Raw genomic sequence first — 17,069 nt, 5'->3', positions numbered from 1 at the left:
ACCGCGCGCCACCGGACGTCATGACGGGCACGGTCCGCCGCGGCACGCCCCATCCTGGCAGCGCACCGGGCGCCGGCCGGCCCGGCGGGGGGCGCGCCGCACGTGCGGCGCCCCGCGGCACCCGTATGCCCCCGACGTATGCCCCCGCAACCGCCGCGCACGCCCCCGCCCCGCGGCGCCGGGCCGCTCACGCGCGGCGCCATGGGCCGTCCACCCCACCCCGCGCGGCGGTGGTGGAGGGGCGTCGCGGGTGTGCGGTTCGCCGCCAACAGATGGCGGCGGCGGACCGAGCCCCGGATTCTGCCCTGGGAGGACGCGGTGGAGACGCTGACGGCCGCCGTCGAGGTGGAGTGGGAGGCGCCCGGGGCCTGCGGCGCGGGCACCGAGGCGCCCTGAGCTTGCGGGCCGGGGCGCCGTCGACGGTGCCCCGGCCCGTGCGTGGAGGCGTTCCGTCCGGAATGCGCGGACCCCACCCGGCGTTCCCGACTCACCGGCTGTCCGCCGGGCAGGTTCGCAGGGGCGTGCGCGGGTGCTGGTGAAGCGGCCGCGAAACCGCAGGTGGGGACGGAGCCGCGGCGCTCGGGGGAGCCGGGGGCCGGGGAGGGATGATCGCCCACGGCGAACACCCGGCACCACCGGGAACATCCGGGCACTCATAAGCATTGAGCCTGCATAGCTCAACTTGATTGCCGAAGGGGAGATCATGGCTGTTATTTCCACACCACTCACGCTTCCCGTGCTGCCGCTCGACGACGAGGTCGTGCTCCCCGGCATGGTGGTACCTCTGGACCTGTCCGACGCCGAAGCCCGGGCTGCCGTCGAGGCCGCACAGGCCGCCGCGCGTGCGGACGGTGACGGTGCCGGAAAGCCGCGGGTGCTGCTCGTGCCGCGGATCGACGGTTCGTACGCGGCGACCGGCGTGCTCGGTACGGTCGAGCAGGTGGGCCGGCTCTCCGACGGGGACCCCGGTGCCCTGATCCGCGGACGCGGACGGGTGCAGATCGGGGCCGGTACGAGTGGTCCCGGCGCGGCCCTGTGGGTCGAGGGCATCAGCATCGACGAGGAGGTGCCCGAGCCGCTGCCCGGTTCCGTGACGGAACTCGTGAAGGAGTACAAGGCGCTCGCCACCGACTGGCTGAAGAAGCGTGGCGCCTGGCAGGTGGTGGACCGCGTCCAGCAGATCGACGACGTGTCCGCCCTCGCCGACAACTCCGGTTACTCGCCCTTCCTGTCCACCGCCCAGAAGGTGGAACTGCTGGAGACGGCCGAGCCGGTCGCCCGGCTGAAGCTCGCCACGCAGCAGCTGCGGGAGCACCTGGCCGAGCAGGACGTCGCCGAGTCCATCGCGAAGGATGTCCAGGAAGGCGTCGACAAGCAGCAGCGCGAGTTCCTGCTGCGGCGCCAGCTGGAGGCCGTACGCAAGGAACTGCGCGATCTCGACGGCGGTGGCGAGGACGACGAGTCCGACGACTACCGCTCGCGTGTCGAGGCCGCCGACCTGCCGGAGAAGGTCCGGGAGGCGGCCCTCAAGGAGGTCGAGAAGCTGGAGCGGTCCAGCGACCAGAGCCCCGAGGGCTCCTGGATCCGCACCTGGCTCGACACCGTCCTCGAACTGCCGTGGAGCGAGCGCACCGAGGACGCCTACGACATCCAGGGCGCCCAGCGGATCCTCGACGAGGAGCACGCGGGCCTTGAGGACGTGAAGGAACGCATCACCGAGTACCTGGCGGTGCGCAAACGCCGCGACGACCGGGGGCTCGGCGTCGTCGGAGGCCGCCGCGGCGGCGCCGTGCTGGCCCTCGTGGGTCCGCCCGGGGTCGGCAAGACGTCCCTCGGCGAGTCCGTCGCGCACGCGATGGGCCGGAAGTTCGTCCGCGTCGCGCTCGGCGGCGTGCGGGACGAGGCGGAGATCCGGGGCCACCGGCGTACGTACGTCGGCGCGCTGCCCGGCCGTATCGTCCGCGCCATCAAGGAGGCCGGGTCCATGAACCCGGTGGTCCTGCTGGACGAGATCGACAAGGTCGGCTCCGACTTCCGGGGCGACCCGGCCGCGGCCCTGCTGGAGGTCCTCGACCCCGCACAGAACCACACGTTCCGCGACCACTACCTGGAGGTCGAACTCGACCTCTCCGACGTGGTCTTCCTGGCCACCGCCAACGTGCTCGACGCCATCCCCGAGGCCCTGCTGGACCGCATGGAGCTCGTCACGCTCGACGGCTACACGGAGGACGAGAAGGTCGTCATCGCCCGCGACCACCTGCTGCCCCGGCAGCTGGAGCGCGCGGGTCTGGAGACCGGCGAGGTCTCCATCGGCGACGACGCGCTGCGCAAGCTGGCAGGGGAGTACACCCGCGAGGCGGGCGTGCGGAACCTGGAGCGGGCCATCGCGCGGCTGCTGCGCAAGGTCGCGGCGCAGCACGAACTCGGTGAGCGCGAGCTGCCGTTCGCACTGGGCGCCGACCACCTGCGCAAGCTGATCGGCAGGCCGCACCACGTGCCCGAGTCCGCGACGGACCCGGCCGAGCGCCGCACCGCGGTACCCGGCGTGGCGACGGGCCTCGCGGTCACCGGAGCCGGAGGTGACGTCCTCTTCGTGGAGGCGTCGCTGGCGGACCCGGAGACCGGTGGCGCGGGGCTGACCCTGACCGGTCAGCTCGGTGACGTGATGAAGGAGTCGGCGCAGATCGCCCTCTCGTACCTGCGCTCGCACGGTGCGGAGTTCGAACTGCCGGTCGGTGACCTGAAGGACCGGGGTGTGCACATCCACTTCCCGGCCGGAGCGGTCCCGAAGGACGGCCCCAGCGCGGGCATCACGATGACGACGGCCCTCGCGTCGCTGCTCAGCGGCCGCCAGGTCCGCAACGACGTCGCGATGACCGGCGAGGTCTCCCTGACCGGCCGGGTCCTGCCCATCGGCGGCCTGAAGCAGAAGCTGCTGGCCGCGCACCGCGCGGGCGTCACGACGGTCGTGATCCCGAAGCGGAACGAGGCCGACCTGGACGACGTGCCCGCCGAGGTCCTGGAGAAGCTGGAGGTCCACCCGGTAACGGACGTCCGCCAGGTCCTGGAGATCGCCCTGTCCCCGGCGGAGCTCCCGGTCTCGGCCGCGGCCTGACCGGCGCCCCGCGAGAACAGCAAGCCCCCACCGCCCGGAAGCCCCGCTTCCGGGCGGTGGCGCGCGTGGCGGCCCCGGGGGCGGCGCTCAGGCCGGGGGCGGCGCCTGCGGGGTGACGGGATGCTCGGGGTGGAACTCGTACCGCAGCTGGTAGAGGTGCCCGGCCTTGGCCATCACGGTGGCCTCCACGGGCCGCTCGCCCTCGGGACAGGCGGCGTACGCCACCCGGAGCGTCCGCAGGACGGGAAGATCACCGGGCAGGCGCAGGTTCTCATACTGCTCCTGCGTCGGTACCCGGGCGGAAACGAGATCCACACACCGGAGGACCCGGTGGCCGAGGTCCGCCAGGAGGGCCGGCGTCCCACCCTTGATGCGCCGCCGTTCCGCGAGCGGAGTGCCGCGGGCCAGGTCCGGCGGGTAGTACGAGTGAACGAGTTCGACCGGCTCGCCGTCGACCGTCAGCACCTGGCTCCGCCGCAGCGCCAGGGCTTCACCGGCCAGACGCAGTACGGCGGCCACGTCCGCGGGCGGCACGGTCTCACCGACGTCCAGAAGCCTGCTTTTGGCCGCGCCCGCGGAGCGGATCCCGGGCAGCCAGGGGTACGGTCCGTCCCCCGGGCCAGGGATCATGGAGGCCTCGGGCCGGACCGTCTGCTGCTGATGCTCCCGGACGGTCACGGCCGCACCTGCCCGGCCCACGACGAGGTGTTCGTCCTTGAGCAGCTGAAGTGCCTTCTGGATGGTCGCGTTCGAGGCGGAGAACCGCTCCTTGAGCTGGGCTGTGGAGGGCAGCTTGGCGCCTGGTGCCAGATCGCCGGTCATGATCTCGTCGCGCAGATCGGCCGCGATGCGCTCGTGCAATGAGCGGCGGTCGAGGAGGCCCTCCTCAGTCCGGGGCACGGTCAGTTCATCCAATCCGGGTCTCGTAGCGCAGGCGTTGCAGATGGGCGGGCATGGTCATGAGGTCCGCTTGAACCGGGGCGCCCTCGTCGTCGAAGGTGACGCGGGCGATGGTAAGGACCGGTTGGTCCGGTGTCAGAAGAAGGGTGTTCTGCTCCTTGTCGGTCGGCAGCCTCGCGGTCACGTCCTCGACCACACGGACGCCCGTGTGTCCCAGTTCGGCCAGGAGCCGGACGGCGCCACCCCGGATCTTCGCGGTGGAGGCGAGGCCCGTGCCACGTGCGATGCGCACCGGGTAATACGTGTCCGTCAGCTCGCACGGCCGTTCCTCCACGAACATGACGCGTCTGCGCACCACGACGCTCTCGCCGACAGCGAGACCCAGCAGAGCTGCCGCTTCGGCCGGGGACGGGACCTCGCCCGCCTGGACGATCCGTTGGCTGCCTCTGCGCCCCCGGCGCTCGAGTTCGGCGCTCCAGGCCTCGCGTCCTGGGTCCTTCGGTGGCGCCAGGTACGCCGCCGAGCTGCTGATCCACTCCCTGTCCGCCATGCCGCCCTCCAGAGCCGCTGATCCCTGCCGGGTCCTGCCTACACGTTAAGTGACGGTGTGGGAAGCCTCGTCAACCTTGCTGCTTTTCGCGAAAGGCGGTACGTTCGCGGCACCTGGTGGTCATGAGCAAGGTGGTGATGTTCCGTGCCCTTGTCACGGCAACGGCTCTTTTCGCGGGCACGACGATCGGTTCCGGAGGCGCGCGACTTCGCAGTGGGGACGCTCACCCTCTGGGAGATCGAGGAGCGAGTGGACGATCTGCGCCTCGGAGTCTCCGAGCTCGCCGCGAACGCTGTGGCGCACGGGGTCCCTGCCGGTCGGCAGTTCTGCGTGCGACTCGCGCGCGACGGCGACTTGGTGCGTTTGGAGGTTCGCGACAGCGGGGGCGGCCTCCCCCTGGTCCACCCGCCGAGCGGGGACCTGTGCTCGGGGCGTGGACTCTGGCTCGCGCGAGCCGTGGCCGACGGCTTCGGAGTCATCCCGCACCGGGTAGGCAAGACCGTGTGGCTGACGTTCGAGGTCGCGTCGGCCCCGCCTCGCTCGCGAGCCGCCGACACGCCGGGGGTGGCGCCCGTCAGCGCGGACGTCCCCCTGGCCTGACGGGGAGGCCGTCGGCGCGGACGCCCCCGCGAGACCCGGCGACTGGGCCGTCCCGAGGCATGGCGGCGCCCCGGCGGCCCGGCCGGAGGAGGTCCGGGCGGGGCCGCCGGGGGTTCGGGACGCGCCGGGCGTCGCGCGGTGCGTCCGGTCGGCGTCGGGTCAGCCGTTGGCCAGGGCCTTGAGGCGGTCCAGGGCGCCGTTGAACTTGTCGCGGTCGCCGACCGCCGGACCCGTCGACGTGTACTGCCAGATCGTCTGGAAGCCCCAGCCCTTCGGCAGGACGCCGGGCGAGGTGTTGTAGCGGGCGACCCAGAGCGGGTTGGTCTTCGCGAAGCCCGCGTAGTCGCCGGTGCACTCCTTCCACCAGCTGGTGGCCGTGTAGATCACCGCGTCGCGGCCCGTGCGGGACTTGTACGTCTTCACGAAGTCCTTGATCCACGAGACCATCGCGGACGTCGATAGGCCGTAGCAGGACGCCCCGTACGGGTTCCACTCGATGTCCAGGACGCCCGGCAGGGTCTTGCCGTCCTTGGACCAGGCACCTCCGTGGTCGGCGAAGTAGCCGGCCTGGTTGGCGCCGCTGGAGACGTCCGGGGCGGCGAAGTGGTACGAGCCGCGGATCATGCCCGCCTTGTACGAGCCGGTGTACTGCTGGTTGAACGTGGTGCTCCGGTAGTAGTTGCCTTCGGTCGCCTTGACGTAGGCCCACTTCACGCCGGTGCTGTAGAGCGAGGGCCAGTTCACCTCGCCCTGGTGGCTGGAGACGTCGACGCCCTCCGTCTGGGCGATGGCGGCGCTGCGCCGGTTGACGGGCCTGCGGCCCTGTCCGTCATGGGCGAGGACACCCATGCCCATGTAGGCGGTGCCGCGCACGGGAGCCGTGCCCGCGGGCGCGGCGGCGCCGGCGTGGTGCGGCACGGGGGAGACGTCGGCGCTGGCGACGCCGGGGAGGGTCAGGGGGAGGGCGAAGGTGGCCAGGAGAGCCGCCGACGCCGCGTACAGGGTGCGGCGGCTGCTGCTCGTTCCGGGTCTCTGCACGGGCATTGCGTGCCTCCGAAAAGCGTTGTGGGGGGTCTCGCGCCGTATCGACAAGTCGTCAAAATGGACACGGCACCGTGAAACGCTACGTATGCGGCCCGTCGGTGGCAGGACGCCACGCTGCTGCTGATGGACTAAACCTGCGAAAATACGGAGAGGTGCGGCAATGGCCGTAGCTTTGGGAAACCTCAGGAGCGGGAAAGCGCGCAATGGCTGCTGACGTGCACGGTAGCGGTACGGAGAAGGACGCCGCGGTGACGGACGGCGAAGCGGTGACCTCCGAATTCCTCGATCTGGAGCGCGAACTCGCGGTCTTCCTCCGCCGGGCCAGGGCGAATTCGGGCGAGATGGCCCGCGAGGTGCATCCCGACCTCGAACCCTCCGCGTACGGGCTGCTGGTCCGTCTCGAAGAGACCGGACAGCAGCGGGCGACGGAGCTGTCCGTCTATTTCGGGGTCGGCAAGGCGACCATGAGCCGACAGTTGCGGACCCTCCAGGAGATCGGACTCATCGCGCGCGAGCCGGACCCCGCCGACGGCCGCGCGTCCCTGGTCCGCATCACGGACGAGGGACTGGACCGCTTCCGGCGCGTACGGGATGCCCGCAGGGGCCGCTACGTGCAGAAACTCGCCGACTGGGACCGCAACGAGATCGCTGGGCTGGCCCGTCTCCTGCACCAGCTCAACGCCCGCTTCGCGAGCTGACACGGCCCGGTGGGCGGGCGCCGGGAGCGCCGTAGGGACGGGTGCCGGGACCTTGCCGGTGTCCCGGCCCGCGACCGCGGGAACGGGTAGCTCGAACGAGTGACGGGACCTCTCGTACGCCCGGGTGAGGAGCCGCGCCGCAAACGTCCCGTACGGGTGAGCGTGGCGGTCGATCAGGGACCGGCGCGTGAGGCGGTGTGGCGGTCGATCAGGGAGGCGCGTGAGGCGGTGTGGCGGTCGACGACCCCGTGGCGGTCACCGGCAGTCACTGGCGGCCGCCACGGTGCCCGCCGGCCGGTGCGCGGGGGCCGGGCCTGGAATCCCGCCGATCGGTGCGTGCGGGGCGGGGTCCGGAATTCCGGTGGGTGACGCGTGCGGACGGGGGCCGGAGTCCCTCCGAGCGGTGCGTGCGGGCCGGGGCCGAGGTTGCTCCGAGCGGTGCGCGCTATGCCGGGGGCCGGAGTCCCGACGGCCGGCCGGGCCGCCCCGTCAGAGTTCCGCGAAGGCCGCCGTCGCGTCGTCGTGCCTCTTGCCGCGTATGTGCTGCGCGCCGTCCTCAAGCGCCCGTACCCGGTCGATCAGCTCGCGCGTCCCGCTCTTGCGGACCAGGGACAGGCACTGGGCCCAGTCGCCCTCGCCGAACATCTCGACCCAGCGTGCCGCCCCGTCCGTGAGCGCCAGCAGGGACCGTACCTCCGCGAGGGGGATGCTTCCCGTCACCGCTTTCGATGCCGCCGACGGGTCGGCCGCGGCGGTGAAGAATCCGCCTTCCGCGTTCCGCAGCGCGTCCGTCGACGCCACGGAGCGCTTGACCTCCGCCGGGACGCGGTCCAGCCGGTCGTCGACGAGGGCCCGTACCTCCCCGTCCTGGCTCTCCACCAGGAGCGTCGAGTCCGACAGGACCAGGTGTTCGACGGTGCCGTCGGGCCCGGACCCCCACCGGGCGAGGACCACGGTCGCCTGGGGGGTACGTACGTGAGAAAGGTCACAAGTGTCACGATGTTTGCCGGCTGTCGCGGTGATCGCGGCGGCGAGGATCTCTTCCAGGGTCATGTCGCGCCGTGAACCGCACAGTTCGGCCAGTGCGCCCCCCAGCCGCGCGGTGAACCAGGGAACACCGTGCACACAACCGTCGTCCCCGGCCGGCGGTGTGACTCCGTCGAGGAGGACCAGCGCGCCGCCCTCGCCCGCCGCGGGCGTGATCGCCGAAGTCCAGTCCTCGTTGGGCCGTCCGGCCGTTCCGGGTGTTGTCGCGAGTTCGAAGCGCATGGGTCCCAGTGTGCCGGAGTGGAGGGACGGGGAAGGGGGCGTGGGGGAGCGAGGGATGCGGCTCATCATGTGTTCACGTTCCCCGCACACCGGGCCCCTGTGTCCGCGTTCCACCGCGTGCGACGGCCGTGCGGCTGAAAAGTGATCACTCGGACCACGCACCGTGCGATGCGGGCGGGCATCTTTCCAAAGCGTGGCCCCGAGGTCCATTCGACCCACCGGGAACGCTCCCCCGACCTGTCAAGCGAAGTTGATGGTCAACTCCTTCGTGATGTTCACTCGTTCAGGTGGCGGGTCGGCCGATGTGCGTCTTCCTCCTGAGAGCACTGGAATGGTCGGAAGCCGTGCCAGGGGCTGGGGGTGGCTCGTCGTGACCCGCCGTCACCTCTGCTTCATGGGCGGACGAGTCGAGAATGCGAGCACCGGTGCAGAAGAAGCGGCCTCGGGGGAACGGCGGTGTGCGCAGCGGCACTCCGATGGGGCGCCCCAAGCGGGTGCGCACCCGGCTCGTCGCCGGCGTCCTGGTCTCCGGCATCGTCGTGATCGCCGCGGGGACCCCCGCCCTCCTGCACGCCTCGGCGCAGCTCGACGACGCGCAGCGCTCCCTCACCCTCGCCCGGCTCGGGCGGCAGGCCGTCTCCCTTTCCCGCTCCCTGGCCGACGAGCGCGACCAGGCCGTCGTCTTCGTCGCCGCGGGCCGCCCGGCCAAGGGCACCAAGAGGGACGGGAACGGCAAGGCCGGGGACGACGACAGCCTCCAGGCCGCCGGGGACCGGGTGGACCAGCAGATCACCGAGATCCACGCGGCCCTCGCCGGATCCTCGGTCCCCGCGTCCTTCTCCACGCCCCTCAAGGACATCGGTGAGATCCCGGCGATCCGCCGCACCGCCCTGACGGGCAAGGGCTCCGCGATCGCCGCGTACACCTCGTACTCCCAGGTCATCACCTCGCTGCACCGCCTCACCGAGCAGCTCGCCGACCGCGCGCCCGCGAGCGCGGCGCCCGGCGCGCGCGCCGACGCCGCCCTCGACCGCGCCGTCGACCAGGCGTCGGCCACCCGCGGCCTGCTGCTGGGCGCCCTCAGCGTTCCGGCCGACAAGCCCACGATCAACCCCCTGACCGGGCTGCCCATGGAAGGCTCGGACTCGGCGACGGCCGACGGCAGGGCCCGGGACGCGCTCAGCGCCGCCGCCCAGCTGGCCCGGGTACGGGAACTCGCCGCGCTCGACGACTTCGACGCCGCGGCGGACGCCGCGGAGCGCACCTCGTTCATGGACACCGTCACCGGCCCCGACGTGAAGTCGGCCGAGGACTCCCTGGGCAAGCTCACCGCCGGCCCGCAGCTGTCGAGCGCGGATCTCGACACCGATCCGGACAAGCTCAACACCGCGCTCACCGCCAGGATCGACCAGATGCGCGGCGCGGAGTCCGCACTCGCCGCCGAAGGGCTGAAGGGCTTCGGCAAGGACCGCGACGACGCCGTGCGGGACCTGGAGCTGCGTGCCGCGCTGGCCGCCGGGTGCCTGCTGGTCGTTGTCGCCGTCTCGACATCGGTGGCCCGGACCCTCACCAGGCCGCTCGCGGCCGTGCGGCGGGGCGCGGCCAGGGTCGCCGACGCGCCCGCCACGGCGGAGCCCGTGCGCTTCACGGGCCGCAACGACGAGTTCGCGGACGTCGTACGGTCTCTCAACGCGCTGCACTCCACCGTGCTCGCCCTGACCGGCCGGGCCGCGACGGCGCCGGGCGGCACCGGTGCGGCCGTCGCCACGGGGGCCACCGCCTCGGGCTCGGGCATCTCGACGCTGTCGCCCGCCGCCCACGCCACGACCGGCGCGGCGCTCCCGCCCGCCACGGACGATGAAGGCGTCGGGGGAGGCCGGGCCGCCGGGGACCCCGGGGACGCGGCCGAGGCCCGGGTGCGGGCCGCCGAGGCCGCCGCCGTCTCCGCCCTCACCGCCGAGGAGCGGGCCGCGCTCCAGGCGCAGATCGACGAGGTCGCGGGAGACCTGCGGCGGATGCGCCACAGCGTCCGCCACACCTTCGTCAACCTCTCGCTGCGCAACCTGGGCCTGGTCGAGCGTCAACTCGGTGTCATTGAATCGCTGGAGGAGAGCGAGCAGGACCCCGAGCGCCTCGCCACGCTCTACAAGCTCGACCACATGGCCACGGTCATGCGCCGGCACAGCGAGAACCTGCTCGTTCTCGCCGAGCACGAGCAGAGCCACGCGCACGCCGGTCCCGTCCCGCTGGTGGACGTGCTCCGCGCCGCCGTGAGCGAGATCGAACGGTACGAACGCATCACCATCCAGACCCTCCCGCCCCACGCCCAGGTCGCCGGGTACGCGGCGGACGACCTCAGCCACCTCGTGGCGGAACTCCTGGAGAACGCGGCGTCGTTCTCGCCCCCGGACGCCTCGGTCGAACTGTCGGGCTGGCTCCTGGAGACCGGTGAGGTGATGCTCTCCGTCGTGGACCAGGGCATCGGGGTCGCGGACGACCGGCTGGAGGCGCTCAACGGACGTCTGGCCGCCACCACGGCCGACCCGGCCGCGGCCGACGGGCGCGGCGGGAATCCGACCGAGGGCCTCGGCCTGCGGGTGATCGCGCTGCTGGCGGCCCGCCACGGCGTACGGGTCGAGCTGCGCAGGCAGCAGCAGGACGGTGGTGTCACAGCCGTCGTGATAGTGCCGCAGCAGCTGATGCCGTCGGAGCCGCCCGCCGTGAGTGAGGTGGGAACCGGTCCGGCCGGCGGGTCCGGGATGACCCTGCCGGGCTCGGTCGCCGAGGCCAACTCCCATGTGCTGCCGGTACGCCCCGGTGCGGCCGGTCCGCACGATCCGCTGATCGCCGCGGCCGAGGCGTCCGTACGGGCGGCAGAGCGCGCGGGGACCATCATCCCGGCGCATGCGGGAGGCGACCTGGCTCCTGAGGCCGGCGACGCGCTGCCGGGCAGCGTCGGAGCCGCGCAGCCCGCGGGTGCCGGAGCGCCCCGGGTGCCCGGGGCCCGGCTGCCGGAACCGCGGCGGCCCCGGTCCGCCGCGTCCGCTTCCGACCCGTACGCCATCGGGCCGGACTCCCACGAGCGGGCGGCCGGTGACGAGACCGGGGACCTCGACTCGGACACCTTCACCATGCGCCTGCCGGGCCCGCCCGCGCCGGCCGGCCGCGGGCTGCCCAAGCGGGTACCCAAGGAGGTCAGGACGGCGGGCGCCCCTCTGGTGCGCAAGCGCGTTGTGGACCCGGAGGAGTTGCGTCGTAGACTCGGCGGCTTCCACCAGGGAGCGAAGGCGGGCCGGCACGACGCCGAGGAGGAGATCCGCGGGAGTGCGGGAGCGCGGGCGGTGCCGGAGGGGCAGCCTGACGGCCAGTCGGTCGGGCAGTCGCAGAATGAGTCGCCCTACGGGCAACAGCCTTACCGGCAGGCGTCGTTCGGGCAGTCACCGTTCGATCGTTCGCCGTTCGGGCCGTCGGGGTCCGTGCCCGGGATCCCCCAGGGTTACGGGCAGCAGGCGTACGGGCAGGCGCAGGACCCGGCCGGTCCTGCCGGTCCGCACCCGGACGGCACCCACGATCAGCGGCACCAGGACCAGCGGCACCAGCACGGTCAGCAGGACGAGAACACCCCGCAGCAGCACGCTGAGCGACACCAGAACGATCAGCAACACCGGGAAACCCAGCAACACCCAGCGTCACAGCGACACACCGAAGCGGCGGGGGAGACAGTCGAGGAGGCACACAGGTGACGGCGACGGGCACGTTCGGACTGAGCAGCGAGGCGCGCAACCTGCACTGGTTGTTGAACAACCTCGTGGAGGAGGTACCAGGCGTACTGTCCGTCGCCGTCGTGTCGTCCGACGGGCTCCTGCTGCTCTCCTCAGACCCGGAGCGCACGGAGGCGGCCACCGCGCCCGAGCCCACCGGGCGCCGGGCGGGCCCGCGCGGTTCGAGCGCCGACCTCGCCACCGTGGTCTCCGGCATCGGCAGTCTCACCATCGGCGCGGCCAAGCTGATGGAGGGCGGCCCGGTCAAACAGACCATGGTCGCGATGGAGGACGGCAGCCTGTTCGTCATGGCGATCAGCGACGGGTCCCTCCTCGGCGTCCATGCCACGCCCGACTGCGACATGAGCGTGGTCGCCTACCACATGGCGCTGTTCGTGGGCCGGGCCGGACACGTCCTCACCCCCGAGCTGAGGGGCGAACTGCGCCGGTCGCTGGAGGGCGGCGCGGTGAGCGGCGGCACGATCGACCTGGGGAGCGGCCGGTGACCCGGTCGTACGCCCGGCGCGGTCAACTGCCGGACGAAACGGCCACGGACGGTACCGTCGCGGAGGGGGCCGTCACGGACGGGAACGGCTGGGGCGGGTCCGGCGCTGACCGGACCGGCACGTACGGAATCGGGACCCACGCGTGGTCGGTCGGCGCGGAGGCCCCCGACGAGCTGGTGCCGTTAGAGAGGGCGCCGGAACCCGCGGGTCCCGCCCCCGGTGGGGGGCGGCGCCGGCGCGGCGCGGCGCCAGGTCTGCCGGTACGGGGCTCAGGCCGCCGCGCGTCACGTGTGCGCCCGTACTCGCTCACCGGTGGCCGGACACGGGCCGAACACGTCCTGCAGGTCGAGACGTTCGTGGCGGCCCTGGAGGCGCCGGAAGAGCGCAAGGAGCTGCCGCGCCGCGGCTCGTCGCGGGTGATGCCGGAGATGCGCGCGATCGTCGAACTGTGCCGCCGGATGCGGACGGTCGCGGAGGTGGCGGCGCTGTTGAAGATGCCGCTCGGTGTGGTGAGGGTGCTGCTGAGCGACCTCGCGGATCAGGGAAAGATCAGGGTTTACGGGACCGGGCACGGCACCGAACAGCCGGACCATGCACTGCTGGAAAGGGTATTGAGTGGACTCCGCCGTCTCTGACGACACCGCGGTCGCCGAGGGCAAGGCTGCCGCCGAGGGCAACGCCGCCGCCGGTAAGGGGGCCGCCGCCGGGACCGGGGCCGTCGCCGAGGAGAGAGCCGCGAGTGCCGCGGGCACCGACTCGGGTGCGGACGCGGCCGTCGAGGTCATGGCCGTCTCCGAGCCGGAGGAGAGCCTGAAGGCCTGGCAGCTCGATCGGACCCGGGCGCCCGTCGCCACGAAGATAGTGATCGCGGGTGGGTTCGGCGTCGGCAAGACGACGTTCGTCGGGGCGGTGTCCGAGATCCCGCCGCTGCGCACGGAATCGCTGATGACGGCGGCGAGCGCGGCCACGGACGACCTCACGGCCGTACCGAACAAGGTCACGACGACCGTCGCCATGGACTACGGCCGCATCACCCTCGACAACGACCTGGTGCTCTACCTCTTCGGTACACCGGGCCAGCAGCGTTTCTGGTTCATGTGGGACGACATCGTGCGGGGCGCGATCGGCGCCGTAGTCCTCGTGGACGTGCGCCGTATCGACGACTGCTTTCCCGCGCTCGACTATTTCGAGACCTGCGGTCTGCCCTATATCGTCGCGGTGAATCACTTCGAGGGAGCCGAGGCGTTCGACCCGTCGGCCGTCAGGAACGCGCTGTCCGTCGCGGACAACGTGCCCCTGCTGGTCATGGACGCGCGCCAGCGGGTGTCGGCCGTGGAGTCGCTCATGACCCTCGTACGGCACGCGCTCGTCGCGGGCACATAGGGGGCCCTAGGGCCGGTGCCGGCGTACGGCTCCGGGTGCCGGAACCCGGACCGGCGCGGGTTCCGTACGGGGTCTTCCCCGCGAACTCGCGTGCCGCTGCCGGGTCACGGCCGTGCGCCCGGGCGGTCCGCGGTCCGACCCGCGGTCCGTTCGCCGGACGCAAGGAACGTACGGATCGGCGTACGCGAGGACACGGGGGGAGCCCTGCATGCGGAAAGTGCTCATCGTCGGCGCGGGACAGTCCGGGCTCCACCTGGCCCTGGGCCTGCAGGCGCACGGCTACGCGGTCACGCTGATGTCCAACAGGACGCCCGACGAGATCAGGAACGGCCGGGTGATGTCCACCCAGGTCATGTTCCACACCGCACTGCAGCACGAGCGCGACCTCGGCCTCGGCGTGTGGGAGTCGCAGACGCCCAGGCTGGAAGGGCTCGGCGTGTCGGTCGCGGCACCCGACCACAGCCGCGCCGTCGACTGGCTCGGGAAGCTGGAGCACCACGCGCAGTCCGTGGACCAGCGCGTCAAGATGGCCGGCTGGACGGAGATGTTCGCGCAGCGCGGCGGCCAGTTGGTCATACACGGCTGCGCTGTCTCCGACCTCGACTACTTCGCCGACAGCTACGACCTCGTCCTCGTCTCGGCGGGCAAGGGCGAACTCGTCTCGATGTTCGGGCGCGACCCGGCCCGTTCGACGTTCACCTCACCGCAGCGGGCTCTCGCCGTCGCGTACGTGCACGGTCTCGCGCCGCGTCCCGAACACCCGGGCGTGGACGCCGTGCGCTGCAATCTCGTGCCCGGTGTGGGGGAACTGTTCGTCATCCCGGTCCTGACGGTCGGCGGGCGCGCGGACATCCTGTTCTGGGAGGGCCTGCCGGGCGGTCCGCTGGACGCGTTCCAGGGGGCCGGGGACCCGGGCGGCCATCTCGCGCTGACGCTGCGGCTGATGGAGGAGTTCACGCCCTGGGAGTACGCGCGTGCCACGAACGTCGAACTGACCGACGCGGGAGCCGTGCTGGCCGGCCGCTTCGTGCCGACCGTACGCAAGCCGGTGGCGGCCCTGCCGGGCGGCGGGCTGGCGCTCGGCGTGGCCGACGTGGTCGTCGCCAACGACCCGGTGACGGGTCAGGGCTCCAACTCGGCGGCCAAGTGCGCGGCCGCCTATCTGGACGCGATCCTGGCCCGGGGCGAGGAGCCGTTCGACGAGGAGTGGATGCGCGCCACGTTCGAGACGTACTGGCAGCAGGCGCGGCACGTCACGAAGTGGACCAACGCGCTCCTCGGCCCGCCGCCGGAGCATGTGCGCAGGCTCCTCGGCGCGGCCGGCGGGCTGCCCGCCGTGGCGAACCGGATCGCGAACGGCTTCGACGACCCGTCGGACTTCGAGAACTACTTCTACGACCCGGCGAAGACGGACGCGTACCTCACCGAGGCGGCAGCGGCGGCAGAGACAGCGGCGGCGCCGGGGGCCGCGGGGGCCGCGCCCGCGTGACCGGGTTCTGTTCGGGCGGCTCCGAGCGCCTCTGCGCCTCTGCGCCTCTGCGCCCCGGTGGCGGGGCGCAGCGGCGCTCGCGGGTCCCTGACGGTCCGCCCGTCAGACCGGCGGAGCGGCGGTGTCACTGACGGTGTCCGGCCCGTCCTCGGCGCCCGCCGGCAGGACGGGGGGCCGGTACGCGGACGGGCTGAGCGCGACACCCGTCGGGTCCGGCCGCACGGCTCCGAGCAGCGGGTTGGCGGCGATCGGTGACACCTTGACGCGCGCACCCGGGCGCGGGACCTGGACCACCTTGCCGTTCCCGAGATAGACCGCCACGTGCGTGGCCCTCGGGAAGTACACGACGAGGTCCCCGGGGCGCAGCCGGTCGAGCGGCACCCGGGGGAGCGTGCGCCACTGCTCCTCGCTCGTACGCGGCACCGGCACGCCGGCGTGCGCCCAGGCCCCCGAGGCCAGCCCCGAGCCGTCGTAGGCGGTGGGCCCGGCCGCGCCCCACGCGTACGGCTTGCCGATCTGCTCCACGGCGTAGCGCAGGGCCGCGGCCCCGGCGGCGGTGGGGAGCGCGGGGCGGGCCGCGCGGCCCTGGGGACCGAGCGCACCGGAGTCCACCAGGTTCTGCTGCGCCTGCTCGGTCCCGCTGCGGTCGAGTGCGGCGAGCTGGGCGAGCCGGTCCGCGGGAAGCGCGGCGAGCAGCGACTCGACCTGCCGGAGCTTGGACTCGGCGGTGTCGCGCTGCTGCCTCTTCAACGCGGTGAGCCGCTGCTGCGTGGCGAGCGCGGCGCCGGAGGCGGCGGCAGCGGCGTCCGCCCGCTGCTTGCCGACCGCGAGCCGGCCCTCGGTCGCGAGCGTGCCGCGGGCGGCGCGCGCGAGCATGTGCTGCTGCTCGACGGCGCGTTCGGGGTCGTCGGAGAGGAGGAGCTGGAGGTAGCCGGAGAGTTCGGGGGTGCCCCGGTACTGCGCGCGGGCGAGGGCACCGGCCGCGCTGCGGCTGCGCTCCAGCGCGGCGCGTGCCTCGGCGAGCCCGCCACCCGCCCGCGCGGTCTTGGCCCGTTGCACCAGGAGCGCCTGCTCGGTGGTGTTGTACGCCTCGCCGGCCGCCTCGGCCTGCTGGTAGAGGGTCTTGAGCTGGGTGAGCAGTGCTGCCACCCCGCCGGGCTCGGGGGCGGCGCTGCTGGGGACGGCGGCCAGTACGGTGACCGCGGCGGTCGCCATCGCCGTGGTGCAGGCGGCTCGCAGACGTGACATGCCTTTCACCTCCGGTGGTGAGCGCGCCGGGGGCGGGTGGGGGCGTGCGGTGCGGTGGGTGGGGGACGGATCGGGTGCGGACAGGTCCGGCGCTCGGCGGAATGATGAACGCCACACCATGCGATTACCTGACGAGTCGTCGCAATGGCGGCGAAATTTCACTCGTGCGGGGAGGCCGACCCCCCACCCGGCGCCACCGCGGGCCTCCCACCGGACTCACCGGCGAGCCCGGGCCCACGGGCCCCCGCACCGCGCCGGCGAACCCCCGGTCGCAGACCCTGATCCGCAACGGCGAACGCGGTCGGCCCGGGCGACACCGACGCCGCCCGCGGCCCTCGACTCGCGCGGCGAACCCGCACAGGACGCCAGGCAAGGGCGCCGCCCGGCGCCGCCTCCGCACGGGCCGGGGCGTACCGGGGCGGGGGCGTACCGGGGCCTGCCGTGCCGGAGCGGGCCTGCCGTGCCGTGCTCCGCCGCACCGGGACGGCCTTCTGGAAGGCTCCCGG

14 protein-coding genes are annotated in these 17,069 nt (G+C 73.0%); 9 read left to right on the top strand and 5 right to left on the bottom strand.

The window, feature by feature from the left end:
- Positions 1-201 precede the first annotated feature (201 nt).
- A complete protein-coding gene (locus OG310_RS10915; protein ID WP_329455681.1) occupies positions 202-396 on the top strand; it encodes a hypothetical protein in 195 nt (64 codons plus the stop codon).
- A gap of 307 nt (positions 397-703) precedes the next feature.
- Entirely contained in the window at positions 704-3,115 is a 2,412-nt protein-coding gene (gene lon / locus OG310_RS10910) for an endopeptidase La (protein WP_329455680.1), read from the top strand.
- Between the two features lie 87 nt (positions 3,116-3,202).
- On the opposite strand, the gene OG310_RS10905 is transcribed toward lon, so the two are convergent.
- Positions 3,203-4,021 carry a GntR family transcriptional regulator gene (locus tag OG310_RS10905; RefSeq protein WP_329460121.1) on the bottom strand — a complete coding sequence of 273 codons (819 nt, stop codon included), beginning with the start codon at positions 4,019-4,021 and terminating at the stop codon, positions 3,203-3,205.
- A gap of 1 nt (position 4,022) precedes the next feature.
- The gene (locus OG310_RS10900) at positions 4,023-4,565 is read right to left on the bottom strand and encodes a UTRA domain-containing protein (RefSeq protein ID WP_329455679.1); all 543 of its coding nucleotides are present in this window, start codon (positions 4,563-4,565) and stop codon (positions 4,023-4,025) included.
- A gap of 144 nt (positions 4,566-4,709) precedes the next feature.
- On the opposite strand from OG310_RS10900, the gene OG310_RS10895 reads away from it, so the two are divergent.
- Positions 4,710-5,165, top strand: coding sequence for an ATP-binding protein (locus OG310_RS10895; RefSeq protein WP_329455678.1), 456 nt, complete (start codon positions 4,710-4,712; stop codon positions 5,163-5,165).
- Between the two features lie 159 nt (positions 5,166-5,324).
- On the opposite strand, the gene OG310_RS10890 is transcribed toward OG310_RS10895, so the two are convergent.
- The gene (locus tag OG310_RS10890) at positions 5,325-6,209 is read right to left on the bottom strand and encodes a lysozyme (protein ID WP_329455677.1); all 885 of its coding nucleotides are present in this window, start codon (positions 6,207-6,209) and stop codon (positions 5,325-5,327) included.
- Between the two features lie 203 nt (positions 6,210-6,412).
- Between OG310_RS10890 and OG310_RS10885 the strand changes: the two genes are divergently transcribed.
- A complete protein-coding gene (locus OG310_RS10885; RefSeq protein WP_443078600.1) occupies positions 6,413-6,907 on the top strand; it encodes a MarR family winged helix-turn-helix transcriptional regulator in 495 nt (164 codons plus the stop codon).
- Between the two features lie 489 nt (positions 6,908-7,396).
- On the opposite strand, the gene OG310_RS10880 is transcribed toward OG310_RS10885, so the two are convergent.
- Complete coding sequence (locus OG310_RS10880) at positions 7,397-8,176, bottom strand: hypothetical protein (protein WP_329455676.1); 780 nt, start codon at positions 8,174-8,176, stop codon at positions 7,397-7,399.
- A gap of 458 nt (positions 8,177-8,634) precedes the next feature.
- Between OG310_RS10880 and OG310_RS10875 the strand changes: the two genes are divergently transcribed.
- From OG310_RS10875 to OG310_RS10855, 5 genes are all read left to right on the top strand, one after another.
- Positions 8,635-11,919, top strand: a complete 3,285-nt coding sequence (locus OG310_RS10875; protein ID WP_329455675.1) for a sensor histidine kinase — start codon at positions 8,635-8,637, stop codon at positions 11,917-11,919.
- The gene (locus tag OG310_RS10870) at positions 11,916-12,443 is read left to right on the top strand and encodes a roadblock/LC7 domain-containing protein (RefSeq protein WP_329455674.1); all 528 of its coding nucleotides are present in this window, start codon (positions 11,916-11,918) and stop codon (positions 12,441-12,443) included. The genes OG310_RS10875 and OG310_RS10870 overlap by 4 nt, the downstream gene beginning before the upstream one ends.
- A gap of 254 nt (positions 12,444-12,697) precedes the next feature.
- Positions 12,698-13,078: a DUF742 domain-containing protein gene (locus tag OG310_RS10865; RefSeq protein ID WP_329460119.1), complete on the top strand. Its 381-nt coding sequence runs from the start codon at positions 12,698-12,700 to the stop codon at positions 13,076-13,078.
- A gap of 148 nt (positions 13,079-13,226) precedes the next feature.
- On the top strand, positions 13,227-13,826 hold the full coding sequence (locus OG310_RS10860; protein ID WP_329460118.1) for a GTP-binding protein: 600 nt from the start codon (positions 13,227-13,229) through the stop codon (positions 13,824-13,826).
- Positions 13,827-14,034: 208 nt separating this feature from the next.
- A complete protein-coding gene (locus OG310_RS10855; RefSeq protein WP_329455673.1) occupies positions 14,035-15,315 on the top strand; it encodes a styrene monooxygenase/indole monooxygenase family protein in 1,281 nt (426 codons plus the stop codon).
- Between the two features lie 102 nt (positions 15,316-15,417).
- Here the strand turns inward: OG310_RS10855 and OG310_RS10850 are convergent, their stop codons facing one another.
- Positions 15,418-16,563 carry a C40 family peptidase gene (locus OG310_RS10850; protein ID WP_329455672.1) on the bottom strand — a complete coding sequence of 382 codons (1,146 nt, stop codon included), beginning with the start codon at positions 16,561-16,563 and terminating at the stop codon, positions 15,418-15,420.
- Positions 16,564-17,069 lie beyond the last annotated feature (506 nt).

The organism is Streptomyces sp. NBC_01497 (genome assembly GCF_036250695.1).
Taxonomy (GTDB): domain Bacteria; phylum Actinomycetota; class Actinomycetes; order Streptomycetales; family Streptomycetaceae; genus Streptomyces.
Note: the sequence above shows the minus strand (reverse complement) of the source record. Positions and strands in the feature narration are given on the sequence as shown.